The 25,487-nt window shown below is 56.9% G+C and carries 17 protein-coding genes; 12 read left to right on the forward strand and 5 right to left on the reverse strand.

Going from position 1 to position 25,487, the window contains the following annotated elements:
- Window positions 1-958: 958 nt before the first annotated feature.
- The 8 genes from J3U88_RS32275 (at window position 959) to gpmI (ending at window position 11,649) form a co-directional block, all read left to right on the forward strand.
- Window positions 959-2,677 carry an alanine/glycine:cation symporter family protein gene (locus J3U88_RS32275; RefSeq protein WP_207863176.1) on the forward strand — a complete coding sequence of 573 codons (1,719 nt, stop codon included), beginning with the start codon at window positions 959-961 and terminating at the stop codon, window positions 2,675-2,677.
- A gap of 55 nt (window positions 2,678-2,732) precedes the next feature.
- Window positions 2,733-4,145 carry a hypothetical protein gene (locus J3U88_RS32280; RefSeq protein ID WP_207863178.1) on the forward strand — a complete coding sequence of 471 codons (1,413 nt, stop codon included), beginning with the start codon at window positions 2,733-2,735 and terminating at the stop codon, window positions 4,143-4,145.
- Window positions 4,146-4,250: 105 nt separating this feature from the next.
- Window positions 4,251-4,682, forward strand: a complete 432-nt coding sequence (locus J3U88_RS32285) for a PaaI family thioesterase (protein WP_207863179.1) — start codon at window positions 4,251-4,253, stop codon at window positions 4,680-4,682.
- A 337-nt stretch (window positions 4,683-5,019) separates the two neighbouring features.
- Window positions 5,020-5,934: a hypothetical protein gene (locus J3U88_RS32290; protein ID WP_207863181.1), complete on the forward strand. Its 915-nt coding sequence runs from the start codon at window positions 5,020-5,022 to the stop codon at window positions 5,932-5,934.
- Window positions 5,935-6,126: 192 nt separating this feature from the next.
- Window positions 6,127-8,778, forward strand: coding sequence for a valine--tRNA ligase (locus J3U88_RS32295; protein ID WP_207863190.1), 2,652 nt, complete (start codon window positions 6,127-6,129; stop codon window positions 8,776-8,778).
- A complete protein-coding gene (locus J3U88_RS32300) occupies window positions 8,778-9,443 on the forward strand; it encodes an AlbA family DNA-binding domain-containing protein (protein ID WP_207863192.1) in 666 nt (221 codons plus the stop codon). Before J3U88_RS32295 ends, J3U88_RS32300 begins: the two co-directional genes overlap by 1 nt.
- A gap of 64 nt (window positions 9,444-9,507) precedes the next feature.
- Window positions 9,508-9,981 carry a hypothetical protein gene (locus tag J3U88_RS32305; protein WP_207863194.1) on the forward strand — a complete coding sequence of 158 codons (474 nt, stop codon included), beginning with the start codon at window positions 9,508-9,510 and terminating at the stop codon, window positions 9,979-9,981.
- Window positions 9,982-10,026: 45 nt separating this feature from the next.
- Window positions 10,027-11,649, forward strand: a complete 1,623-nt coding sequence (gene gpmI, locus J3U88_RS32310; protein WP_207863196.1) for a 2,3-bisphosphoglycerate-independent phosphoglycerate mutase — start codon at window positions 10,027-10,029, stop codon at window positions 11,647-11,649.
- An 828-nt stretch (window positions 11,650-12,477) separates the two neighbouring features.
- Here gpmI and J3U88_RS32315 read toward each other — a convergent pair.
- From J3U88_RS32315 to J3U88_RS32330, 4 genes are all read right to left on the reverse strand, one after another.
- Complete coding sequence (locus J3U88_RS32315) at window positions 12,478-13,608, reverse strand: PepSY-associated TM helix domain-containing protein (RefSeq protein ID WP_207863197.1); 1,131 nt, start codon at window positions 13,606-13,608, stop codon at window positions 12,478-12,480.
- A gap of 9 nt (window positions 13,609-13,617) precedes the next feature.
- On the reverse strand, window positions 13,618-15,729 hold the full coding sequence (locus J3U88_RS32320) for a TonB-dependent siderophore receptor (protein WP_207863199.1): 2,112 nt from the start codon (window positions 15,727-15,729) through the stop codon (window positions 13,618-13,620).
- A gap of 211 nt (window positions 15,730-15,940) precedes the next feature.
- Window positions 15,941-17,695, reverse strand: coding sequence for an AMP-binding protein (locus tag J3U88_RS32325; RefSeq protein ID WP_207863201.1), 1,755 nt, complete (start codon window positions 17,693-17,695; stop codon window positions 15,941-15,943).
- Between the two features lie 5 nt (window positions 17,696-17,700).
- Window positions 17,701-19,854 carry a S9 family peptidase gene (locus tag J3U88_RS32330; protein ID WP_207863203.1) on the reverse strand — a complete coding sequence of 718 codons (2,154 nt, stop codon included), beginning with the start codon at window positions 19,852-19,854 and terminating at the stop codon, window positions 17,701-17,703.
- Window positions 19,855-20,041: 187 nt separating this feature from the next.
- Between J3U88_RS32330 and J3U88_RS32335 the strand changes: the two genes are divergently transcribed.
- The 4 genes from J3U88_RS32335 to J3U88_RS32350 all read left to right on the forward strand — a co-directional run bounded on the left by J3U88_RS32335 (window position 20,042) and on the right by J3U88_RS32350 (window position 24,549).
- Window positions 20,042-22,291 carry an FdhF/YdeP family oxidoreductase gene (locus J3U88_RS32335; RefSeq protein WP_207863205.1) on the forward strand — a complete coding sequence of 750 codons (2,250 nt, stop codon included), beginning with the start codon at window positions 20,042-20,044 and terminating at the stop codon, window positions 22,289-22,291.
- Window positions 22,292-22,781: 490 nt separating this feature from the next.
- Window positions 22,782-23,141 (forward strand): hypothetical protein, encoded by a 360-nt coding sequence (locus tag J3U88_RS32340; protein ID WP_207863207.1) that lies wholly within the window; start codon window positions 22,782-22,784, stop codon window positions 23,139-23,141.
- Window positions 23,138-24,124 carry a hypothetical protein gene (locus J3U88_RS32345; protein ID WP_207863209.1) on the forward strand — a complete coding sequence of 329 codons (987 nt, stop codon included), beginning with the start codon at window positions 23,138-23,140 and terminating at the stop codon, window positions 24,122-24,124. Before J3U88_RS32340 ends, J3U88_RS32345 begins: the two co-directional genes overlap by 4 nt.
- Window positions 24,125-24,156: 32 nt before the next feature.
- Window positions 24,157-24,549 (forward strand): hypothetical protein, encoded by a 393-nt coding sequence (locus J3U88_RS32350; RefSeq protein ID WP_207863211.1) that lies wholly within the window; start codon window positions 24,157-24,159, stop codon window positions 24,547-24,549.
- A gap of 120 nt (window positions 24,550-24,669) precedes the next feature.
- On the opposite strand, the gene J3U88_RS32355 is transcribed toward J3U88_RS32350, so the two are convergent.
- Window positions 24,670-25,320: an immunoglobulin domain-containing protein gene (locus tag J3U88_RS32355; RefSeq protein WP_207863213.1), complete on the reverse strand. Its 651-nt coding sequence runs from the start codon at window positions 25,318-25,320 to the stop codon at window positions 24,670-24,672.
- Window positions 25,321-25,487: the final 167 nt, after the last annotated feature.

Genomic DNA, 25,487 nt, shown 5'->3' on the forward strand with positions numbered 1-25,487 from the left:
ACGCTGAAGGCGTTTCGGATTTCAGCCCTGGGTAAACGGTTGTGGAACAACCGTTTACCCAGGGTCCCCGGGGGTTCCCGTCGTGCAGGCCGCTGAAGGCGCCGGCCGAACAACAACCAACCGAATCCCTCTGGATCATCGGCCGCGGAAAACGACGCTTCCCCGACGGGTTGCCGCTCCAATCAATACGGCCATTTCAATACGGCCATTTCAATACGGCCATTTCAATACGGCCATTTCAATACGGCCATTTCAATACGGCCATTTCAATACGGCCATTTCAATACGGCCATTGATGGATGGTTTGTTGGTTGACGCGTTCCTCCTCATGGGCATTGACCCGTAACACATGTGGTGCCAACCCTTTCAGGGTTTTCCCCTACGTGAACCCCCGGCACCCAGGGTGCGACCATTTTCAATGGTCGTACCCGGGGCTAAATTATTGCACCCCGCCGGGGTGCGTCCAGGGTGGCGAGGCGTTGCCTCGCATTTATTCAAAGTATGGTCCAAGGATGAGGTGGTGCGGCCCGCTTCGGGGCGCGCCGGGTCAGCAACCACCCAAGCCTAGAGCGCGCCGGGTCAGCAACCACCCAAGCCTAGAGCGCGCCGGGTCGCCACCCATCCAAAACGGGAGCGCCCCTATCGGCCCATCAACCAACCATCCCGTCGTGCGGCGCGCCGGATCATACCGCACCCAATGCGAAGCCCCACCCTCCCCACTTCCTTGACAGGGGTTGACTGGATTCCCTATGATGAGCCGGAATGCACACCATCGGTTGTTAATGCGCGACGGCCTGAAAATATTAAGGATTTCGCCCAAATTTTGGCCCCTGGATCATGCTGTGCGGCATTTTACAGGCAGGTTTTTAGGGGAAAACGTCGTTTGACACGGTATCGGGACACCAGGCACCGCCCTAGAGGATCGGCATTTAATTCGCTTTCGGTAAAAGGTACGTAAATGGAATTCATCACCACCCTTATTAAAACCATCACAAGTTTCGTTGAAAGTTATATTGTGCCACCTCAACTGCTGATTTACGCGTTGCTGGGCACCGGCCTCTTCCTAACCCTGCGCCTCGGCTTCATCCAATTAATCCGCCTGAAACACGGCATCGACGTCACCAGCGGCAAATACGACGACCCCGACGAAACCGGCGACGTCTCTCACTTCCAAGCGCTGACCACCGCGCTCTCGGCCACGGTCGGTGTCGGCAACATCGCCGGTGTCGCGGTCGCCATTCACTGGGGCGGACCCGGCGCCCTTTTCTGGATGTGGATGACGGCCTTCTTCGGAATGGCCGTCAAATACTCCGAGGTCACCCTCTCCCTCAAATACCGTCAAATCGACGAAAACGCGGCGGCCCACCAAGGGGTGGTCGCGGGCGGCCCGATGTACTACATCGAACACGGCCTAAGCGAGGTATATCCGGCGGCCAAAGCGCTCTGGAAACCCCTGGCGATCTTTTTCGCGCTGGGTTTGATGCTGACCTCCTTCCTGACCGGTAACGCCATTCAAGCCAACACCCTCGCGGACCAAGTCGAATCCAACTTCGGCATCAGCCCCATGATCAGCGGCGGTTTGTCCGCGGTCTTCGTGGCCATTATCATCTTCGGCGGAATTCGCCGGATCGGCAAAGTAACCTCGGTCCTCGCGCCCCTCATGGCCATCCTCTACGTGGCCTCGGCCCTGATCATCCTGGCCATGAATTTCGGGGAAATCCCCGCCGCCTTCGCCACCATCGTGACCGAAGCCTTCAACCCCACCGCGGGTGTGGCCGGAACCGGCGCGGGTGTCTTCATGAGTACTTTAATGTGGGGTGTCAAACGCGGCTTGTTCTCCAACGAGGCCGGTCAAGGTTCAGCACCCATCGCCCACGCCGCCGCAAAAACGGAGGAACCGGTTTCCGAGGGCGTGGTCGCCCTGCTCGAACCCTTCATCGATACCCTGATCATCTGTACCATCACCGGCCTGGTGTTGATCACCACCGGCGTTTGGAACGACAAACACCCCACTGAACTGCTGCTGAGCAGTGGCGACGTCACCTACCTGCCCCTCGACAGCGAGGGCCGCGCCCGACCCAGCGCCTCCTACAACCTAATCACCGGCGACGCGCCCGCCACCATCACCGTGGTAGACGGCGAACCCCAATACGCGACCGAGGACACGGTGCTGGCTTGGCACGACGTCCGCGTCGACCGTTTCTTTGTCGATGAAGCGCAAACCATCCCCTTCGTCGGTGAGATCCTGCCAAGCCAAAAGAAAGCCGTGGCAACCGACGGAACCAGCTACACCGCGCTCTACGGCAACGCCGTCGAAAACTCGGCGCCGTTGACTGCCAAGGCCTTCGGCAAGGGGCTTGGCCGCTTCGGCGAGTGGGTTGTACTGCTTTGCGTTGTGTTGTTCGCGCTCAGTACCGCCATTTCCTGGAGCTATTACGGCGACCGCTGCGCCAACTACGTATTCGGCGCCTCGGCGATTATCCCCTTCAAGGTGATCTACATCCTATTTCACTTCATCGGCGCGGTTTCGTCCCTGAACGTGATCTGGAACTTTGGCGATGTCGCCTTGAGTCTCGTTACAATGCCTAACTTATTAGCACTGCTGCTATTATCAGGCGTAGTCTGGAAATCCACCAAGACCTACTTCGAGAAAGAACCTTGGCGGAACGACGACTAATCCAACCACGCAATCGGCTGTAGGGCCTCCTACAGCCGCCAAGGAAGAGGTCTTCATGTCCCAACCACCTAGCTTGAATCTCCCCATCGGCAACGGTTTCAGCCGTCTCCTACTGCTGTTCTTGTGGTGTTTCCTGCTGGCCTGCGGTGGTTCCGGCGACGGCAAGCAAGACCTATCCACGCGCATCAGCAAGGTCAACGAACAAATTCAGCTGTTGGAAGGGCAAATCTCCGCAACCGATGTGGACACCACCAACAAGCTGGAACGGATCAAAGAAGACATGCGCGGGGTAGAGGACCTGATCATCGAGGAAGACTACGCGCGCGCGAGCCAAGCCTTGACCAACATTCGCACCCGCTTACAAGCGCTCAAGGCATCGCAAACCGACAACAGCAGTACCCTCGACCTGCAACCCTTTGGCAAAGTCGAAATCAAAAAACACGGCGCCGAGAACTTCGAAACCATGGACAATTTGGTCGATCTCTCTAAGGTCGCCGTGATTCGGACCGGCGTCCGCTCGGGTCTCCAACTCAACCCACCCAAAAGCCAAACCAGCTTTTTCCTTTCTTCCCAGTCCGAAATCAAATTAGGCCGTTACGATGTCGGCAACGGCCGCTACCGCTTTGCCTTGGTCAAGGGCGTGTTTCAATTTGAATTGGATAAATCCAACAAGGCAACCATGGGCCTGGGCGACTGGAAGGCCGAAATGCGCCAGGGCGCATCCGGTGAACTCAGCCATATTCCCGTCACCAAAAGCAGCCATATTGCGCTGCATCAGGGCACGGCCGATTGGACGGAAGGCGCCGACAGCGGCAACCTCACCAAATACCAATCGCTCCATTGGCAAGACGGAAAAAGATCGGCCTCGCCGATTCCCGTGGCACCCAATCTGGACCAGCCGAAAAACCGCCACACCTTGCTGGCACCCGGCGGCAGCGAACGCGACATTCCCTTCCGCTGGCATTCCGAAATTTACATTCCCTCGTTTCACTTTCAGCTCAGCGACCAACCCCTGTTCGTCACACGGCTGGAAGACAAGATGGGCGTGACCAGCAGCGACGTGGAGCTGAGCTTGGGTCCCGGTGTTTATTATTGGCGCGTGCGCGGCATCTCCGATCAAGGTGTACCCGGCGCGTTCTCGCAAACCTTTAAGTTCGAAGTGACCGCCAACGAGGGGTCCATCTCGCAAGCGGACGCACCAGAAGGCCCCACATCGGACGCACCCGGCCCGCCCATTCGCAACCTGGAAGTTGAAGTGCTTGGCGGCATGGCGATTATTTCCGGGAAAACGGACGTCAACGCCTCCGTGAACGTCAACGGCGTGGCCGCGGTCATGATCGAAGCCGGTCAATTTAGCGCCGTCGTCAACTTCACCCAACGCGGCGAACACCGCCTGCGCATCATCGCCGCCTACAAAGAAAGCGGCGGGGAAACCGTGATTGAACGCAAAGTAAAGATCAATTTTTAAGGCTTTTTTTGAGCCGCACGTTCCAGAATCACCGATAATACCGATACCCTTGCACCGCCGGTGTAACGAAAAAGGGTAAACCACCCAAGTGGAAAAGGTGTTTCCATGACTGAACCCTTGGTCTCGCGCGAAAAACTAGAAGACCTCATTCAAAACGAACCCTTCATGCAGGGTTACGACATGGAAATTGTGGCATTGGCATTCGGCCAAGCCACGCTCAAGTTCCCCTACCGCGAACGGTTCAACCGGCCGGGGGGTTTGATTTCCGGGCCCGTCTTAATGGCCGCGGCCGACGCCGCTTTTTGGTTCGCACTCATGACCCAAATCGGCTTTGAACCCATGGCGGTCACCTCCGAACTCAACACCGCCTTCCTACGCCCCGCCGTCCGCGAACCCGTTTTTTGCGACGGGCACATCATGAAATGCGGCAGCAAACTGGTGTACGGCACCGCGACATGTCGCTCGGAAAGCGGTCGTATTTTCAGCCACCACACGGTGACCTACATCCGCGCGGCTTCGCCGAAGGAACGCGGCTAACCCAAGCCGTGGGAAAACAGGCGCCGGACACCGAGGCACCACCCTATGGCTCAGGGCCGCATCAGCTTCCTCATATTTTTCTTACACGCTAGCCGTGTTTTACATAACAAAGAAACGTCTTTAACAAAAATTAACTAGCGAAATTACACCCTCAGTGGCATTATGTTCCCGATCTCGTCCTACGAGACCCGTCCTTAACGCGCAAACCCATCACCAATCGTCGGCCGGCCTTCTTTTTTTCTTCATGTGCATTCGCCAAGGTTCCGCCGCTTTCAAAACATGTCACCGGGTGAACACCGCGACCCCTTTGGGTCGTCGTAAGAGGTTTTTTCGCACCATGAATCGCACCATCGTTTTTTGCCTTTTCTTCGTCCTCGCGGCGATGCCGGCTTGGGCCTGCATCGGATTGGAAAATGAACGTCCCACGCTGAAGCCCAACAAAAGCGCGGGCGAATCGCTACACGCCTTGTGGCAGACCCAACCCGGCCTGGTCGACCGCGACGGCATGGCCATGCCCCTCAATGACCAGCAACTGCTGGAAGCCATGCTTATAAAGTCACGCGTAACCAAAAAGAAGGTTTTGGACAGCGGCATCACGAAACCCCTGCGCCTCGATCTGGATTACGAGGGTCGACGATTCCGCGGCGTGTTTCGCCACGTGCACAGCACGAAGGAACGCCTCAAACTGAAGGGTGAACTGCACCGCTTTTTTCAAGACAGCTACAAGCTGGAACTGGCCGCCTATCAGGTTGCGCAGACGCTGGCGATCGGTCACGTGCCCCCGGTTGTGGCGCGCGGTATCGAAGGCCGCGACGGTTCCCTGCAACTTTGGGTTGAAAACGCGGTCACCGAACAAAAACGCCGCAAGGACAACCTCGATTTTCCCGAGGGTTTCGATCATTACAAAAACAAACAGCACATGCTGGCCTTTGATTTGTTGATTTACAACTTCGACCGCCACGAGGGCAACTTCCTCTACGATGAGAATTGGTATGTGTGGTACATCGACCACTCGCGGTCGTTCAAGGTCGACAGCGGTTTACCCAATGTGGAACGGTTGCACATCGTGGAGCGTAAGTTCTGGAACAAGCTGCAATCGGTCAGCAAAAAGGAACTCAACAAAAGGCTGCGCGGGCACCTCAACCCCATGCAACTGGCCGCCTTCCACAAACGCCGCGAAAACCTGATCAGCTACATCAGCACCCTGATTGAGGAGCGTGGCGAAAGCCAAGTCCTTTACGACTGGAACTAAAGGTCTCAACCAAAGGGAGCGGCGGTGTGGCAAGACCGCCGTGTCCACCGAGTTCGCAAACCACAGAACGCGCGGGGGCTCCGCCCTTCCTCCCTCCTTGAAGCACGTGTATAATGCGATTTTCCGGGCGCGCCGCGCGCCCCCGCCCTTCCGCCGTCCCTCGCATCCAATCCACTTGCTCAAGGAGAAGTTATGCTCGAGAAGCACTACGACCACGAGGCTATCGAATCACGCTGGTATCCCGAATGGGAAAACAACAAGTTGTTCCGCGCTGAGGTGAACAGCGAAAAGGAACCCTACACCGTCGTGATTCCTCCGCCAAACGTCACGGGCATGCTTCACATGGGCCACGTGCTCAACAACACGATTCAGGACATTTTGATCCGCCATAAGAAAATGGACGGTTACGAGACCTGCTGGGTACCCGGCACCGACCACGCGGGAATCGCAACCCAATCAAAAGTAGAAGAAGGCCTGCGCGCCAAAGGGATCGATCCCAAACTGCTCCCGCGCGAGGAATTCCTAGAGCATGTGTGGAACTGGAAAGAAAACTACGGCGGCATCATTATTAAACAGTTGCGTAAACTGGGCTGCTCCTGTGATTGGGACCGCGAGCGCTTCACCATGGACGACGGCCTTTCCCGCGCCGTGCTCCAGGTCTTCAAACACCTGTACGACAAAGAATGGGTTTACCGCGGCAAGTACATCGTGAACTGGTGCCCCGCCCTGCAAACCGCGCTCTCCGACGACGAGGTCGAACGGGAAACCCGCGACAGCTTTTTATGGCACCTAAAATACCCGCTCAGCGACGGGAGCGACCACCTCGTCGTCGCCACCACCCGGCCCGAAACCATGCTGGGCGATACCGCCGTGGCCGTGAACCCCAATGACGAACGCTACCAACACCTCATCGGCAAAACCCTCAAGCTGCCGCTGGTTGATCGCGAGATCCCCATCATTGCCCACCGCCTGGTCGACGCCGAATTCGGGACCGGCTGCGTAAAGGTCACCCCGGCCCACAGTAAAGAAGACTTCGAAATGGCGCAAGACGCCGACCTGCCGCTGCTGGTGGTAATGGACCGCCGCGGCATCATGAACGAAAACGTGCCCGAGGCCTTCCGCGGCATGGACCGCTTCGCATGCCGCAAGGCCGTGGTCAAAGCCATGGACGAACTCGGCCTGCTGCTCAAAACCGAGCCCCACCAGGTTTCCGTCGGCCTCTGCTACCGCACCAAAGACGTCATCGAACCCTACCTCAGCGAACAATGGTTCATCAAAATGGAACCCATGGCCAAACGCGCCCTCAAAGTGGTAGAAGACGGCGAAATCAAATTCCACCCCGAGCGCTGGGTCAACACCTACCGCCACTGGCTCGAAAACATCCGCGACTGGTGTATTTCGCGCCAGCTCAAGTGGGGCCACCGCATTCCCGTGTGGTATTGCGACAGTTGCGGCGCCGAAACCTGCTCGGTCGATCCCGCCACCGCTTGCGGTAGCTGCGGTTCGGAAGAAATCCGCCAAGACCCCGACGTGATGGACACCTGGGCCAGCTCTTGGCTGTGGCCCTTCAGCGTCTTTGGCTGGCCCGAGAAAACCGAAGACCTCAATTACTTCTACCCCACCAGCACCTTGGTCACCGCCGCCGACATCATTTTCTTCTGGGTCGCGCGCATGGTCATGAGCGGCACCGAGGTCATGGACGAGGTTCCTTTTAAAGACGTCTACTTCAACGGCATCGTCCGGGACGAGCAGGGCCGCAAAATGTCGAAAACCCTGGGCAACTCGCCCGACCCACTCGACATTATTAAAAAGTACGGCGCCGACGCCTTGCGTTTCTCCATGGTCTACAACACGCCCTACGGCGAGGACACCCGTTACTCCGACAAATCCTGTGAACTGGGCCGCGGCTTCTGCACCAAAATTTGGAACGCCAACCGCTTCCTGCAAATGACCTTCGAAGGTGTGACCGCCGACGATCAATGGGGCGACCACCAGCCCGATATGGTGGCGCGCTGGATGATTAGCCGCCTCAACACCACCATCGGGGAGATCACCGAGGATTTGGCCGAGTTCCGTCTCGCCAACGCCGCCGTCCGCATTTACAACTTCTTTTGGGGCGACTTTTGCGATTGGTACGTGGAATTCCTCAAACCCTTGCAAAAGGAAGCCGACGAAGCGCAACGCGCCGTTTTGCTCGGCCGCACCCGCGCCGTCATCGACCAATGCCTGCGCCTGCTCCACCCCTTCATGCCCTTTGTCACCGAGGAACTGTGGCACCACCTGGACGACCGCAACGCGGGCAAGTTCCTGGTCAACCAAGCCTGGCCCAAGGCGGATGCGTCCTTGATCCAACCCGATGTCGAACGTTTTGTCGGTGCGGTGAAAGGCGTTATTTCCGGCTGCCGTGCCATCCGCAAATCCTACGGCTTGCCCAGCAGTGCCAAGTTCGACCTCTACCTGTACGTCGACCAACAGCAGCAGGGCTACCTCAAGGAAATCCAGCCGATCCTGTTCAAAATGGCCGGCCTCAACACCTACCATTACCTCGACAAAGACAACGCACCCGAGGGCTGTACCGCCATTGTCGTCGAAGGCATGAACGCCTACGTCGATCTGCGCGGCCACTTGGATATCGAGGCCGAATTGGGTAAGATTGACAACAAACTTGCCAAGCTGGAAAAAGAGATCGGTGGCTTGCGCGGCCGTCTCAACAACAAGAAATTTGTCGACAACGCACCCGAGGCCGTCGTCGCCAAAGCACGCGGCGATTTCGAAGAACTGGAACGCCAAATCGACACCTTGCGCCAAACGCGGGAGGATCTACAGAAGTTGGGACAGGCTTAATGGAATCAAAACGATGGCATAAACTGGTACGCTCCGGCGAAAGCATTCAGGTCGAGTTCAAGCAGCAAATCCCCAAGTTGGAACGACTGGCTCGCTCCTTTTCCGCTTTCTCCAATTCCGCCGGGGGTACCGTGTTCATCGGCGTGCGCGACAACGGCGATTTGTGCGGGGTTGACAGCATTGAGAGCACCCAAGAACTGGTTGACCAGGTCGCCACCTTCAACTGCCAACCCGCCATTGAACCCGAGTGCAAAGTTTGGGAACCGCTGCGCAACGTACGCATTTTGGTGGTTGAGATTCCCGAGGCCGAGGTGAAACCGGTTTACGCGGTGAACCCCAACAATCCGAAGGACGCCTGGCCGTTTTTCCGCTCGGATAAAGAGAACCTGCCCCTGGATCGCAAGAGCCTCAAAACCATGAGCAAAACCACCTCGGTCGAGGTCGAGGTCAACCTCAAGGACCTCGACCGCCACGCCCAACTCATGCTCACCAAGCTCAACGAGACCCCCCGTCAAACCTGTGCCCAACTGGCCAAGTCGTGCAATATCGGCACCCACCGCGCCAAAAAGATCCTGGTCCGTTTGGAGCAAAACGGTTGGGTCCACAGCTTTTTCAACGAGAAACGCCGCGAATATTCCCTGGCGATCCCCTGGCCCAAACGCTAGCATCATGCCTCCCGTGTCTGTTTCAGGGTAAAATGTCCTTTCACACAGTACAAAGGATGGTGGGATGGCAGAACAAAGCGAACTGTTTGGACCGCGGCAAAAGCAATCACTGGTCATTTTTCTGTTTATTGTGGCCGGTCTGGTTTTCGTCGGTTGGCCCAGTGCCGATCAGGGCGACGCGAATACCCAAATCAATCGGGCTTTTGAAGAGATGGTGGCGGCAGCCGAGAAACACGAACTCGACGCCTTCAAAAAACACCTGAGCGACGATATTAAAGACGAAAACGACCGTGGCAAACAGGCCATGCTCTACATGCTCAACACCATCTACAAACGCCATCCCAAGGTGTATCTTAGTATTATCGACGTCACCATTTACGACGGCACCAACCCCAACGTCAAGGAAGCCACGCTGGAATTGATGATGGGCGAAACCCCCGTCCCCACGGACAAAGGCTCGTTTAACGTGACCTTCCGCAACGAAAGCGGGACCTGGCGGGTATGGGAAGCCAAATGGAACGGTGGCTACGGCGATTAGCATGGTTCTGGTTGATGCATAAAAGAACAGGATGAGGAGGTCGCTATGGCACAAGGGATAAACGGTCCGTTGGTGATGGTCGTTCTGGACGGGGTCGGCGAGGTCGACCGCAGCTTGGGTAACGCGGAACGCCTGGCCCACATGCCTTTTTGGCACGCACTCAAACGCACCGAACGCTTCACCACCTTGCGTGCCCACGGCACCGCGGTCGGCTTACCCTCCGACGGCGATATGGGCAACTCCGAGGTCGGCCACAACGCGCTCGGCTCCGGCCAGATCTACGACCAGGGCGCCAAGCTGGTCAACGATGCCATCGAATCGGGGCGCATCTTCGCGGGCGAGACCTGGAACACCGCGGTGCGCCGCGTCAAGGAACACAAGAGCACCCTGCACCTGATCGGCCTTTTATCGGACGGCAACGTCCACAGCCACATCAAACACGTCTTCGCCATGCTCGATAAAGCAGCAAAGGAAGGCGTGACCCGCGCGCGGCTGCACGTTTTACTGGACGGCCGCGATGTCGGCGGCACCACCGCCCAGATCTACCTGCAGCAGTTGGAAGACTTTTTGGCGGAACGCAATAAAGAAGGCAATGACTACCGCATCGCGAGCGGCGGCGGACGCATGGTGCTGACCATGGACCGCTACGAGGCCGATTGGTCGATGGTCCAGCGCGGCTGGGACCACCACGTACACGGCAAAGGGCGGGTTTTCCCTTCGGCGCTCAAGGCCTTGGAAACCTTCCGCGAGGAAACACCGGGCATGATTGACCAGGATTTGCCGGGTTTTGTGATCGGCGATGAAAGCGGGCCGGTCGGCGCCATCAACGACGGCGACAGCGTGTTTTTCTTTAACTTCCGCGGCGACCGCGCCATCGAAATCTCGCGTGCCTTCGACGAGGGCGACGACTTCACCCACATCGACCGCGGCACCAAACCGGATGTATTTTACGCGGGCATGATGCAATACGACGGCGACCTACCCAGCCCGAATCATTATTTAGTGGGCCCGCCCAACATCAAACACACGCTGACCGAGTTTTTGGTGCCGGAGAAGGTGACCCAGTTCGCGATCTCGGAAACCCAGAAGTACGGGCACGTGACCTACTTCTGGAACGGCAACCGTTCGGGCAAGGTCGACGCAACCATCGAGACCTACCAGGAAATCCCCAGCGACACGATTCCCTTTGATCAACGTCCGTGGATGAAGGCGGCGGAAATCACCGACGCCTTAACCGCGGCGATCCAATCGGGGCAACACCGGTTCCTGCGGGTGAACTACGCCAACGGGGACATGGTCGGGCACACGGGGAACCTGGACGCGGCGATCACGGGTATGTCCTGTTTGGACCTGGAGCTGCGCCGCTTGCTCACCGCGGTCAAAAAAGCGGGCGGGGTGGCGTTGATCACCGCGGACCACGGTAACTGCGACGAAATGTACGAATTCGACAAAAAGGGACAACCAGTCAAGGACGAGGACGGCCATTTCAAACCCAAAACCTCGCACACCTTAAGCCGCGTCCCTTTTGTGCTTTACGATCCGAGCAAACAGGTCAAGGGCGAACTGGCCCAATCCAAATCGCTGGGGATTGGCCAGGTTGCCGCGACCGTCGTGGAGATTTTGGGCTACAGCGCACCCAAGCAATGGTTGCCGTCGTTGCTGCATTAACCCGCGACACGTTCGCAAACACCAACGCGTGGGCGGCCCTATTTGGGTGGGCGATATTCGGCGCGCCCCAACCGGGGCCGCACAGCGTGTCGTCACCCTGTTTGGGTGATGACCCGGCGCGCCCCAGCGGGGGCCGCACCACCCCATCTCAGGACCATGCTTTGAATGAACGCCGGGCCACGCCCGGCCACACTGGGCGCATCCTGAAGGGATGCCGTATGTTAGCCCCGGGTACGACCATTGAAAATGGTCGCACCCTGGGTCTATGGAGTTCACGAATGGCGAGGCCCTGAAGGGGCCGAAACCACAAAGGTTACAAATGAATTCCCTCACGAGGGTTTGCACGCCGAAGGGGCGACCACATCGTTTTGAACCTGGATGAACCCTTGGTTTCGGTTGATTTTTGTGAGGCCGGCGCCTTCGGCGGCCTACACAAAGGGAACTCCATGGGTCCTAGCCCGCATTTCTCACAAGGATTCGTCGCGAGAAGCAGAAAGCCTTGTGAGTACGAAGGTTACGACCGAGAGACGGCACAGGCGTAGCAGCGCTACGGCGAAGGCGGCTCGACCGAGTAAGCGAAGTAATCGCATGGCTTTCGGCTTCGTAGCAGAATTCCTTGTGGGAAATGCGGGCTAGGGTAAACGGTTGCTCCGCAACCATTTACCCCAGGCTGAAATCCGTTGCACCTTCGGTGTAACCAGATGTTGTTCGCCTCCGGCTCACGATTAAAATCAGTTGTGGTCCCCGCATGGCGGTGTGCGAACCCATTTCAGGGTTCGCCGGATCACCCCCATCCAAGCATTTATCCGCGGGTACCGGCGCGGCCGGCTATGCGGCCTCGGCGCGATCTTCCGTGATCTGCTTCGGCACCGAGGCTTTGCCTTTTTTGCCACGCCTTAAGAAAAACACGGCAAAACCCGATAGGGCCAACCATGCCGGCATCATTCCGAACACGCAGTAAAAAATTTTGACCGGCAAACCGCCGAAATTTCCGAAATGCAGCGGACGGAACGCATCAACCAATTGCACCGCCGCATGCTGTTCGCGGATGTCCTGCTTCGCTTGCAACGCCCCGGTCTCTCGATGGTAGGTAAAGGTTATCCCGTATGGACCTCGCAAGAAACCGCGTTCCGGGACCTGCCCGTAAAAGGTCAAGCCACCTTGCTCTTGGTAAGGCAAGGCAATGTAGAACGGCCGGTATCCCTTGAGGTCCGCCACGCTGTTCGCCACCAGCTGATCCAACGATAGGCTGTCGCCCAGCCAGGACCGCGTCACCACCTCGTGTTCATCGCTAAGGCCGTGCTCCGCCAAATCAGCCACGGCATGGGTGATGTTCCAATAGGCACCCGTAACCCCCATGATCAAGAACAGCGGCGCGGCGAGCACGCCCAACTTTCTGTGGAACTCGCCCGCCAAACCGCGCCAAGCCTGGCGGAAGTTAAGTTGAAGCATCCGACGCCAAAAACGTCGATAAATCATAAAACCGGTAATCCCTAACCCAAGCAACAACAGCGCAATCACGCCGGCAACCAACATACCGAGATGGCCGCCGAGCAAGGTGTAGTGCAGCGACAACAACCAATCGTTGATGCCGTCCTCCAGCGCCAGCGGGCCGCTTAACAGCCGTCCCTGCTGGGCATCCAGGTACAACTTGCGCCACATTCCCTGGCCACGCTCCACCAAAAACAGCACATCCGCGCGGGCGGCCTGTTCTGAAACCGACCAACCAACAACGACCTGATCCGGGTGTGCCTGGCGAACCCGCGCGAGCAGCTCGTCAAAAGCCAAGCGCCCATCGGGCGACGGGGCAACCACATGGCGCTCCGGCAACAGGAGCGCGTCCAGTTCCGGTTTGAATACCAGCCAACTACCGGTGAGCGCGATGAGCAACATCGGCACCCCGGCGAGCAGCCCCATCCACGAATGGAGCCGCCACAAGTTTTTCTTTTTCAGTGCCATCATCGCTTCCTAAAACAGGTAGCGGATGCTTGCGCTGATGTTGCGCCGCGCACCGTAAAAGCTATCGCCGCGCGCCAACACCGACGACAGGTATTCCTTGTCGGTCAGGTTGTCCACATCCAGCGAAAGGTTGATGGAACGGTAGGTGTAACCGAGTTGGATATCGGCCAGTGTGTAACTGGGTGCCTGGAAACGTTCGGCGCCGTCCCAACTGGGACCGACATAACGCACACCGCCGCCCAAACTCAGGCCGGGCGCGAAGCTGGGCCGGTAGGTCGTCCACAACGAGGCGGTTTGGTCGGGGATGGTGGCCACGTGGTTGCCCTCGCTGCCGTCGTTGGCCGCCGCGATTTCGGCATCCGTGTAAGCGTAGGCCGCCAAAAACGACATCTGTCGCCAGGAGAGCTGGCCTTCCAATTCAAACCCTTCGATTTCGATCTCACCGGTTTGGATGCGCAGTTGCGGGTTTTGCAGATCGGGGGTCAGGTTGTTTTTGTCGCTGATGGAGAACGCCGCCACGGTCAACAGGCCACGCCCGTTTTTGGGCTGGAGCTTCACACCCGCCTCGATTTGATCACCCTCGCGCGGTTCGTAAGGCTGTCCATCGCCGCCAACGCCGATCACGGGCAAAAAAGATTGGGAGAAACTCATATAAGGCGCCACGCCGTTGGAAGCGGTGTACATCAAACCGAGGCGGCCGGTCACCGCATCGTCCTTTTGATTTTGGCCGGAACCGTCCACCTCGGAATCGGTTTCGTCGTAGCGCAAGCCGGTGGTCACAATCCATCGTTCATCAAATTTAAAATGTCCGCTGAGGTACAAACCGCGCTGGGTCGTGTTGGTCTCGGGAAAATCGGTGACCGGCGTGTTGGTGGGCACGTTTCCGTACACGGGATCAAACACATCGATGATGCCGCCCTGGGCGTAGCCGTAAAAGAAGTCGTTGTCGGTTGTTGCTTCTTGAAAATCAAAACCCACCAGGATGTTGCTTTTCACCAAACCCGACTCAAAACGGCCCTTGAGCTGAACATCACCGACCAACACCTCGGAGGCGGCGTCGCTGACATAGGCGGTACGCACCACGGAACGACCGTCTTCCAGGAAAGTCGGTGGGAAGGAAGGCCACATCGAGTTGTAGTCGGCCGCGCTGTCGGCATAGCGGGTACGCGCATGGAACTTCCAGGTATCGTTGAACTTCTGGTCAAACATCAGTGTCAGCGCGGTTTGATCGGAATCGTAGCTGTCCCAATCCGGCTCGCTGAGGAACACGCCGGTATCGATTTGGCCGTGGGGGCTGGGCAGGATGGTGCCTTCCCAGGGCAAAAACTGAGTGCCGGTCCCGGATTCGTTTTCTTGGTAGTTCAACAACACCGTTAGCGCGCTGCTCTCCGTTGGCAGCCAGGTGATGGAAGGCGCAACCAGCAGGGCGTTGTCGGGCACGTAATCGGTTTGGGAATCGCTGTCCTTGGCCGTTGCCACCAAGCGGTAGAGCAACTTGCCGTTCTCGGTTAAGGGGCCGGTGAAATCCACGTTGGCCTGCTTGCGGCTAAAACTGCCATAGGACACCCAGAGTTCGCGGCTGGTTTGGGCCTTGGGCCGTTTGGAAACCAGGTTGATCACACCGCCGGTGGAACCTTGGCCGTAGATCACGGAGGACGGCCCCTTGAGGATTTCCACTTGGCTGAGGCTAAAAGTGTTGGGTCGGGTGTTGTTGTAGTTGCCGAACAGCGATTGCATGCCGTCGACAAAAATCGTGGGCGAAGCGCCGCGGATGGAGGACCAATCGCCGCGCGGGTCGACCCCGAAGGCGCCGGCATGCACGCCGGCGGTGTACACGAGGGTGTCTTGCACGGTTTGCGCGTTAAAGTCGCGCAACCGTTGACCGGTCAGCACGGAAACGGAAAGCGGGGTTTCCATCAATGAGGTTTCGATTTTCAGCGCGCCGGCGGCGTCGTCGGCAATCAGCTTGAGATCGTCGGGACCAAAAACCACCAGATCCTCAAGCACTTGGTCGAGGTCTGCCTGGTCGGGTTCCGCCTCGGCTTGCTGCTGGGGTTCCTGGGCCCAAAAAGTGGGAACCATAAGGAGAACCAAAAGAACGGCAAGGATATAACGCAACATGAAGTCATCTCCAGGACAAAAGAATGGCAAGACAATATCGAGACTCCGTCTCAATGTCAATTCAAACCTAAACCTTTTGACGGGAAAATGACCCTATGCACGGGCACTATTAAAAGCCGGCCGTGCGGAACCAGCGACCTTAAGGCATGCTTCGCAAGTCGTCTCGGGCAACCTCAGCCCTGTCCAAAGCGTGGGATCACGCGCCGATCCGTTACCCGAGGACCTGTTTTCCCTGAGCTTCCAACCAAGCGCGGGCTTCTTTTTTGAGTTGGGGGACGTTGACCGCGCCTTTGAAATTGCGGGGGATCGCCGACCAGCACACATAATCCGGTGCCGAACCCTTGGGGACACCCGCTTTGGCTTTGGCGAGGATTTCCGCCGCCACCGCCGCGCGCCGGTCTTCGTCCAGCTCCGCCGCGTCGTGCAGGATCAGGATGCAGGCGTCCTCGTGTTCGCTGTCGACGCGCAGGCCGATCACGGTTAGGTCCAAGGCCTGTTCGTCCCAACCGAAATGGGGCAGCAGCCATGTTTTGATGTCGTTGGCGACTTGGTCGTAGGCGTAGTTGGCACCGCCGCGAATCAGCAAGGTCGACGCGCGACTCGCCCAGTAAAAATCGCGCTCGCCACCTTCGTCCAGTAAATAGAAACCCACGTCTTTCAGGCCGCTGTACCAGCCGTCGACCAAAACCGCGGCCGTCGCTTCAGCGTTGCCGATGTACCCGCGCATCAGGTTGCCGCCGCGGGTTACCAGGTAACCACATTCGCCCGGCTCGCATTCAGGCCAATGGGCGGCGGGTCCGTCGGTGTGACGCACCACCTTGACCTCGGTAAACGGCGGATGCGGTCGGCCGATGTAATAACCCTTGCTTTGGCTTTCCATGCCGTCCCAACCGCGTTCGAAGGCTTTGACCACGGAGGTAGCCGGTTGATCGCGCGGAATGCCCATCACCTGCAAGCAGGTTTCCGTCGAACCAAAACGCACCAGCGGCGTGCGGCCGGTGAATTGGCGAACCCTCGCGACGGTGGTCGGCCCAACCGGCGCCGAACCCAGCAACAGATCACAGCGTTGCAAGGCGGCACGGAATCGCGCCGGTTCACAGGGCAGTCGGTCCTCCTGGGCCAAACCCGCGAGGAAATCAATGTGACGTGCAACCGCGGGCGCCACCACGCGCTCATTGGCTTCAGCGACCTCGAACAACACCCGCCAATAATCGCCGGAATACCGTTCCAAGAGGTGAATCTGGGCGCCGCTTTCGCGCAAACCCCAATCGCACACCGCGCTTGAATTGGCGTGGTGCAAAGGATTCACCGTGACCAAATGCGGCTGCACCGCGTCGTCGACCTGCATAAAACGTCGAAAGGTAGCCTGGTTGGTGAAGTAACTTTGGTAGGTCAAGGCCACGCCTTTCGGCGTGCCCGTTGTGCCCGAGGTGAAAATGATCAGCCGCGTCTCGCCGCGGTCCGCCGCCGGTGTCATCGCTTCCCAAGCGAGCGGCTCCTCCCCCGCCCAATCAAAGGCGGTGTAACGCGGGCCGTCCCAGGCCAAAGCCGCGCGGCGCGCGCCATCAAAACTCGGGTGATCCAATACCAGCGCAACCCCGGCCGCCTCGGCCTTATAGCGAATGCGCGCCGCGTCGTCCGCCTGCCAGTTCACGGTGACCGGCACGGTGCCGCACATCACCGCCGCCAGCCGCAAAATGAGGTCGTCGGCCTGATTGGCACCGAACACATGCAGTTGCCGATCCCCCGCGCGCAAACCAAAGCGCCGCAAGACGGTGGCGGCGCGGCGCGCCGAGGTCAGCACCGCACCGGCCGAGTAACTTGTTTTTTGAAAACACTTGGCCTCGAGCCGGTAGGCATGCAGCAACGGTCGATCCGGCTCGCGCCACAGCGGCGCGTAATCGGCCAACACGCCCAGCGCGAGATGCACGGGCGGCCCCGCGCCTTCGCCCCTCTCCCCGCTCACGGCGCCTAATCCTTCTGCTTGGCCGCGGCGATTTTCTCCGCGGTCTGAATCAGGAACAGGTATTCCCGAGCGGTTTCGCGGTAACGCCGGAAACGACCGGAGGCACCACCGTGACCCGCATCCATGTTGGTGTGCATCAACAACAAATTGCCGTCTTGTTTGTGGGTACGCAACTTGGCGACCCACTTGGCGGGCTCCCAATACTGCACCTGGGAATCGTGCAAACCGGTGGTGACCAGCATCGCCGGGTAGGATTGCTTAACCACCTGGTCGTAGGGCGAATAAGACAGCATGTAATCGTAAAATTCTTTGTCGTTGGGGTTGCCCCACTCGTCGTATTCAAACGTCGTCAGCGGAATGGTATCGTCCAACATGGTAGTCACGCAATCGACAAAAGGCACCACCGCCACAATACCCGCATACAAATCATTGTACTTGTTGGCCATCACGCCCATCAGCATGCCGCCGGCGGAACCACCGCGCGCAAACAAACGATCCGGCGCGGCATAACCCGCTTTGACCAAGTACTTGCCGCAAGCGGCGAAATCGTCGAAGGTATGCCATTTCTTCAGCAGTTTGCCGTCCAAATACCAGGGCCGCCCCAAATCGGCGCCGCCGCGAATGTGGGCAATCGCATACACCCAACCCCGATTCAACAAACTCAGCAGCGCGGGGCTAAAATGCGGATCACAGCTAATCCCGTAGGAACCGTACCCGTATTCCAGCAGCGGCGCGCTGCCGTCACGCGGGGTATCGCGATGGTACACCACCGACATCGGAATCTTTTTCCCGTCATCCGAGGTGGTCCACACGCGTTCCGTCACGTAATCAGCCGGATCAAAATCGCCCAACACGGGATCGCGCTTAAGCAAGGTGCGCGTCTTCGCGACCATGTCGTATTCAAAAACCGAAAGCGGCGTGGTCAGCGATTCGTAGGTAAAACGCAACGTGCCGGTATCCAACATCGGGTTGAAACCCAGTTCCGCGATGTAGGTCGGCTCCTCAAACTCAATGTAATAATCGTCGCTTCCGTCGAGCGCAATCACCCGCGGGCGGGTCAAACCCTGCTCGCGTTCCTGCACCACGAGGTGATCCACAAAGCCCTGCATGCCCTCCAGGAAGACCTCGGCCCGGTGGGCCAGCACCGTTTCCCAATGGGCCGCATCGGTGTCGGTCAAACCGGTGCGCATCAGCTTGTAGTTGTCGGCGTCCTTATTGCTCAAAACGTAGAAGTGATCGTTGCCGTGAAAAATCGAGTAACGGTGGTCTGATTCGCGCGGGTGGAACACCTGAAACGCACCCTCGGGCTGGTCGGCCCGCAAAAAGCGGTATTCGGTACTCAGCGTGCTGGAACTGCCGATAATAATGTACTGCTTGGAAGTGGAACGGTAGACGAAGCTGTAATAGGTTTCGTCCTCCTCGAAAAACACGAGCTGATCCTCGCTCTGCGGTGTCCCCAACACGTGACGGTACACGCGGTCGGTGCGCAAGGTATTTTCATCCTGCGTGGTGTAAAACAACGACGTACCGTCGGCGGCCCAGGCAATATCCCCGCCGGTACCGACCAGCGTGTCTTCCAGCAGACGCCCGTCGCGCAGATCTTTAAAGCGAATATCGTAGATGCGACGGCCAACCGTATCTTGGGCAAAAGCCAACATCTGGTGGTCGGCGGTCAGCGAGCGGGCGCTGACACTAAAATAGGCGTGCCCCTCGGCCAAGACGTTTTCGTCCAAAAGGACCTCTTCCGCGCCGTCCATGGCGCCGGGACGCCGGCAAAAAACCGCGTACTCCTTACCTGACTCGAAGCGGGTGTAATAGTGGTAATCGTCGATTTGGTAGGGCACCGACTGGTCGTCTTTCTTCAAACGCGCCACCATTTCCTCGTACAAGGCGTCGACCTCTTCCTCGTGCAGGTAGGCGTCGGTGTAGCGGTTCTCATCCTCAAGATACTTAATGACCTCGGGGTTCTCCCGTTCGTTTAACCAAAAATAAGGATCGTTGCGGCGGTGCCCGTGTTGCTCGTGCACATGGTCCAGCTGCTTGGCAAAAGGCGGGATAAACACGGTTTCAACCGGCCCGGCCTCGGGTCCGCCGGCACCATCGCCATGACGCGCTATACGCACATTCGGTTCGGCACACTCAGGCAAAAAATCACGCATCAATCGACCTCCGCAAAACGAAACATTGCTTCCACCAACAGGTCAAGGGACGGACCTTGGGCGAGCGGCTTATTCTAACCGAATGTGATTGAAAAACGTGGGATTTTCGAAGATCGCCAAGCTGCGCACCGGCGCCGGATTTGCTAGACTCAGGACATTCTTGGTTCCACACGCGGGAGTTCCTTTCATGACACAAGACGGCTCGGTTTCGTCACCCCCCACCGCCGCCGGCGGCCTCGGAGCGTTGATCTCCAGTTTCCAGCACGCGCGCGCCCACGGGTTGGCCAAAGACTGGCAAACCTTCCTCAAAGCCAACCAAGCGGACGGCTTCGATTGCCCCGGCTGCGCTTGGCCGGAACCCAAAAAACGCTCCTCCTTCGAGTTCTGCGAGAACGGGGTCAAGGCCATCACCCACGAGGCGACCCAACGCCGCGCCGACGCGGCTTTTTTCGCGAAACACAGCGTCGAAGACCTGCGCAAACGCGACCACTACTGGCTGGAACAACAAGGCCGCCTAACCGAACCCATGGCCTACAACAACCGCACCCATCATTACGAACCCATCAGTTGGGACGACGCCTTCGCCAAAATCGGCAAAATCCTGCGCACGCTGGACACCCCGGACGAGGCGATTTTTTACACCTCCGGCCGCACCAGCAACGAGGCCGCCTTCCTCTACCAACTGTTTGGCCGCATGCTCGGCACCAACAACTTCCCGGATTGCTCCAACATGTGCCACGAATCATCGGGCGTCGCCTTGGGCGAATCCATCGGGATCGGCAAAGGCACCGTCACCCTCGAGGACTTCGAAAAAGCCGATGCGATTTTTGTATTCGGCCAAAACCCCGGCACCAACCACCCACGCATGCTGACCGAACTGCAAAAAGCAGCCAAACGCGGTTGCAACATCGTGACCTTCAACCCGCTCAAAGAAGCGGCCCTGTTGCGCTTCACCCACCCGCAACACGCGATTGCCACGGCCACCGGCATGAGCACCTGCATCAGCAGCCATTATTTCCAACCCGTGGTCGGCGGCGATTTGGCCGCGATCAAAGGCATCATGAAACACCTGATCGAATGGGAAGAAGAACGCGGCGGCATACTGGACAAGGACTTTATCGACAAGGAAACCAGCGGTTGGCTTTCGGTGCGCGACGACTTGCGCCTGTCCAAATGGGACGACCTGGTCGCCAACAGCGGGTTGAGCAAAGAACAAATGGCCGAGGCCGCCCAGATTTACGCCACCTCGGAACGGGTGATCGCCTGCTGGGCCATGGGTTTGACGCAGCAAAAACAAGCCGTCGGCACCCTGCAAACCCTGGTGAACCTGCTGCTGATGCGCGGCAACATCGGCAAGCCGGGGGCGGGCGCCTGCCCGGTACGCGGCCACAGCAACGTGCAGGGCGACCGCACCATGGGCATTATTGAAAAACCCAAGCCCGCCTTCCTCAAGGCGCTCGGCAAAACCTTTGGTTTCGAGCCACCCACCCGCGAGGGTTACAACACGGTGGAGGCGATCAAAGCGATGCACGCCGGGCGCGCCATCGTGTTCATGAGCATGGGCGGCAACTTCGCGGCGGCCACGCCGGACACGGCCTACACCGAGGCGGCGCTGGAGAAGTTGGAACTGACCATTCACGTGAGCACCAAACTAAACCGCGGCCATTTGGTGATCGGCAACGAATCGCTGATCCTGCCTTGTCTCGGCCGCACCGAACAGGATGCCCAGGCGAGCGGGCTGCAACAGGTCACGGTAGAAGACTCGATGTCGATGGTGCACGCCTCGCGCGGGCACCGCGAACCGGCCTCGCCGCAACTGCGCTCAGAGCCGGCGATCATCGCGGGCATCGCCGCGGCGGCGCTCAAAGAGAAAGGCCCGGACTGGCAGGCCCTGGTCGCCAACTACGATCTGATTCGCGACAAAATCGCCGAGGTCGTGCCCGGCTTCGACCATTTCAACGACCGCTTAAAAGAACCAACCGGCTTCTACCTGGGCAACAGCGCGCGCGACCGCACCTGGAAAACCAGTACCCACAAAGCCCGCTTCAGCGTCCACCCGCTCCCAGAGAACAGCCTGCAACCCAACCAGTTGCGACTGATGACCGTGCGTTCCCACGACCAATTCAACACCACCATTTACGGTTTGGACGACCGTTACCGCGGCATCAAAGGCAAACGCTTCGTGGTGTTCCTCAACGAAAAAGACATGGCGGAACGTTCGTTAAAAGCAGGCGAAAAGGTGAACCTCATCAGCGGTGGAAACGACGATAAAAAACGCGTGGCAAAAGGCTTTGAAATCGTGGCTTACGATTTGCCGCGGGGTTGCGCCGCCGCTTACTTCCCGGAAACCAACGTGTTGGTCCCCATCGACAGCTACGCGGCCCGCAGCTACACCCCCACCTCAAAATTCATCCCGATCTGGCTGGAGCGCGCTTAGGTTGCACCCAATACAAACGTTTAACAAACCATCGCATTGGTTAACCAAGGCTTCCCTCCACATCAACTCAAATTATATTTGAATGACCATTCTTAGCTTCTAACCATAGAGGCGTAGTAAGTGCAAAGCAATGCAGCCAAAGAATTGATGCCAACCCCCTTGAAAAAAGTGAGTGAGGCCTCCAACGACAGCAACAGACGCAAGTGAGCAACATCAATACAAAATCATTTATTACAAACACTTAGCATAAAAAACCACAACACATCTCTCTTCTTTAGCGCTCACCCTAGCAATTAATTCACGAAGCGCACTATCCTGAGATTTCTAAAGAAAAAAACAAAAAAATCCTTTTATATCCGCAAGACTTAATGCTAGGATTCCCAAGACCTTCAAAAGCCTCTCAAAATCACCCAACCGCACTATAGTGCGCGAACCCTCGCACAACCAAAGAGCGAGCAGGTACTTGGTAGTTAGTCGAAGGCGGCAAGTTTTGATAACCATAAGCGATAAAGATTTTTCAAAAGTAACAGAACAAAAAAAAGAACACTTTATATCACGAGCCACATCTACTCTAGTACATCTAAAAGAAAAATTACACAGAAGCGATGACCATACAGAACTAAAAGCCTTCGTTAAAGAGTCAATCACAGAAGCACTCCTCTACGAAATCGACAGAGAAGAAGACCTAATCCGTTATATCAGTTTAAAATACAAGCTAAAGCCAAGCTGGAACGAAACACATTCCACCTGGATCTTTGCAATACTCAAAAGAAAAGGCCAGTCAGAAGGCAAACTAAACACCATTATTGAACAATTAAGATTTTCAAACCTTTCGGAGAACACCCTATGAGCAGCTTGTTTTCCCAGGCTGATGACATTTTCTTTTCGAGACATCCTGAATTAGTCAATCCCTCTACAGGCGAAAGAAGATTACTCACAATGAATCCCTCAGATACCGCCCTCCGTCAAGAATGGATGACAATCTATCGTGCACTAGAGGATGCTGAAAATGGCGGCTATGAGGTATGCGACATAGACGGTGTTGTACAGCCCTGCCCAAAATCTGACTCGGGATTGCCAAAGAAATACATCTCATCAAATGCAAAAAAACGATTAGATATAGCTCAAGAGGCAATCAACTATGCAAAAAATATTTTCTCATTTGGCGCAGGCAATCAGTCGCCTGCACTCACCGACACTAATTTCAATTCCTACTACAGAATGTCCACAAGCAGAGACAACAGCATGTTCAACATTACAGAGGAAGTAGTCGATATTGCGACAGAAAACCCGATGGCCTTTTTAGCTGCAAAAGCTGAGCTCACAAAAGGTGGAAACTGCGGAGAGCATGCACATGTTGTTTATGATTACATCCGAAGAAATTACCCTGAAGTAAAAGTCCAAATAGCACAAAAAAAAGAACTTGATCATGCCTTCGTGATTATTGGCGACCATTCAACAGAAACTCATACGGAGTTAGTCGTTGCAGACGCATGGCCAACAGACCCCACGCCAGTTTTATGGGAAGATCATTTTGCGTATGCCAAGAATGAGGATACAATTATCCATGCAGAGGCCGAGAATGACGACCGAGATTATCGAAAAGAATTGTTTGAAGCTGGGCTGTCGCTGAACGAAAAAGGAACCAAACGTACCGAAACATCACTCAGCGAGGATCAAACCAAAGACAAAGTGGATTCAGGTAACGGCTGGATCTGGAATCATAGCGATACAGCAAGCCAGAAGTTCGAATACCTGGTCGACCCAGAACTCGACGTATCACCGCCCTCAATTGGTCCACTACCGCCTCCAGAGGAACCTAGCACAGAGTGATCCGAAAAGAGAACCCCAAGGAAGAACCTCTTATGAAAGAGAAAAAGCAGAACAACAACTCAAAAACCTTCAGGAAAGGCCCTCCTATCGACAAGGACGTAATCTCTTGGCTTGACAAAAATGCACACAATAAAACAATACGTCTCCCTGTCGAAATCCACATTAGCTTGCTCAGCATAAAAAACGCTTTTCTGATCGGCCCCAATTTCAAGACCCAAATCACACTGGATACCGGGAAAATGTCGATTGACCTTCCTTTTCATTTAAAATCCATCACTAAAGATAATCCATGTCGCGTATGGCTTGAAGGAACATGGGGGCACACTCTTATCCATGAAGACAATAATGATACCCCAACATTCTCGGTCCAAAAGGTCATTAAACCAACAGAAGAAAACGAATATGCAGTTTTAATATCTAAATAGATTTTCTAACACTGCAAACACCGATTCCCTCTGGTAACCTCTACAAGAATCACATAACACTGCTGATCTTTTTCAGTTCCCATTCCCGTAACCCTGCAACAAACGATCACAGAAAAAACATCAGCCCCGATTAATCAGCCCCACCAAATCCAGCACTTCAAACACTTGGTTGTTGTCCAGATCGGTGCAGGGTCGGCTGGGTGGGCCGGTCCAGTCCGGTAACAACATTTCGTCATAAGCCGGCAGGTCCAGCAGCACCTCGACCGAGGCGGTATCCACCACGTCATCGCAGTTCCCGGTGATGCGGCAGAAGTACATGCCTCTGTTGTCGTTGGTTACGGCTTCGAACGGGAGCACCGCGTCGGTGGCGCCGGGTAGCGGGTCATTGCCTTTGTACCACTGGTAGGATTGAACCGAACCACTCGCGGTGACCTCGAGCCGCGCGGGGCCGCCGTCACAGGACACCACGCCGGCCGGTTCGCTTTCCAGGGCCACCGCCGTGTGCAGGGTCACCTCGGCGGCGCGGGTTTCCAGCGAACCGCAGTCACCGGTAACCAGACAGGTATAGCGTCCCGCATCGCCGGTCGCCAAGGACGAAAGCTGGTACTGGCTTTGGGTGGCGCCGTTAATCATCACCCCGTCCTTAAACCATTGGTAACTCAGTGGTGAACCGCTTGCCACGGTTTCCAAAGTCAGGGTTTCGCCCAGACAGCCGACAAGGTCACCCGGCTGGGTTTCGATCGCGGGTGCGCAGGCCCGTTGCAGTTCCAAAATGGTGATCCCGGTATCGGTGTAATTGGCCAGGAAGATTGTAAGCCTACCAACGAGCAGGCAAAAACGCGCCCTCGCTTCGGTTAAGCTAGAACCACGAGCCAACGCTAGATTAGGTTGAAGGTCTCGTGCTCATTGGCAAATGCATAGGGAAGCTGAAAGCCGCG

The organism is Acanthopleuribacter pedis (assembly GCF_017377855.1).
Classification (GTDB): domain Bacteria; phylum Acidobacteriota; class Holophagae; order Acanthopleuribacterales; family Acanthopleuribacteraceae; genus Acanthopleuribacter; species Acanthopleuribacter pedis.

Bases quoted from the DNA above. Each gene is read 5' to 3' on its own strand.
- J3U88_RS32345 (WP_207863209.1), top strand. From the start codon at position 23,138: ATGAGCAGCTTGTTTTCCCAGGCTGATGACATTTTCTTTTCGAGACAT.
- J3U88_RS32350 (WP_207863211.1), top strand. From the start codon at position 24,157: ATGAAAGAGAAAAAGCAGAACAACAACTCAAAAACCTTCAGGAAAGGC.
- J3U88_RS32320 (WP_207863199.1), bottom strand. From the start codon at position 15,729: ATGTTGCGTTATATCCTTGCCGTTCTTTTGGTTCTCCTTATGGTTCCC.
- J3U88_RS32275 (WP_207863176.1), top strand. From the start codon at position 959: ATGGAATTCATCACCACCCTTATTAAAACCATCACAAGTTTCGTTGAA.
- J3U88_RS32330 (WP_207863203.1), bottom strand. From the start codon at position 19,854: ATGCGTGATTTTTTGCCTGAGTGTGCCGAACCGAATGTGCGTATAGCG.
- J3U88_RS32335 (WP_207863205.1), top strand. From the start codon at position 20,042: ATGACACAAGACGGCTCGGTTTCGTCACCCCCCACCGCCGCCGGCGGC.
- gpmI (WP_207863196.1), top strand. From the start codon at position 10,027: ATGGCACAAGGGATAAACGGTCCGTTGGTGATGGTCGTTCTGGACGGG.
- J3U88_RS32315 (WP_207863197.1), bottom strand. From the start codon at position 13,608: ATGGCACTGAAAAAGAAAAACTTGTGGCGGCTCCATTCGTGGATGGGG.
- J3U88_RS32285 (WP_207863179.1), top strand. From the start codon at position 4,251: ATGACTGAACCCTTGGTCTCGCGCGAAAAACTAGAAGACCTCATTCAA.
- J3U88_RS32300 (WP_207863192.1), top strand. From the start codon at position 8,778: ATGGAATCAAAACGATGGCATAAACTGGTACGCTCCGGCGAAAGCATT.
- J3U88_RS32290 (WP_207863181.1), top strand. From the start codon at position 5,020: ATGAATCGCACCATCGTTTTTTGCCTTTTCTTCGTCCTCGCGGCGATG.
- J3U88_RS32305 (WP_207863194.1), top strand. From the start codon at position 9,508: ATGGCAGAACAAAGCGAACTGTTTGGACCGCGGCAAAAGCAATCACTG.
- J3U88_RS32280 (WP_207863178.1), top strand. From the start codon at position 2,733: ATGTCCCAACCACCTAGCTTGAATCTCCCCATCGGCAACGGTTTCAGC.
- J3U88_RS32295 (WP_207863190.1), top strand. From the start codon at position 6,127: ATGCTCGAGAAGCACTACGACCACGAGGCTATCGAATCACGCTGGTAT.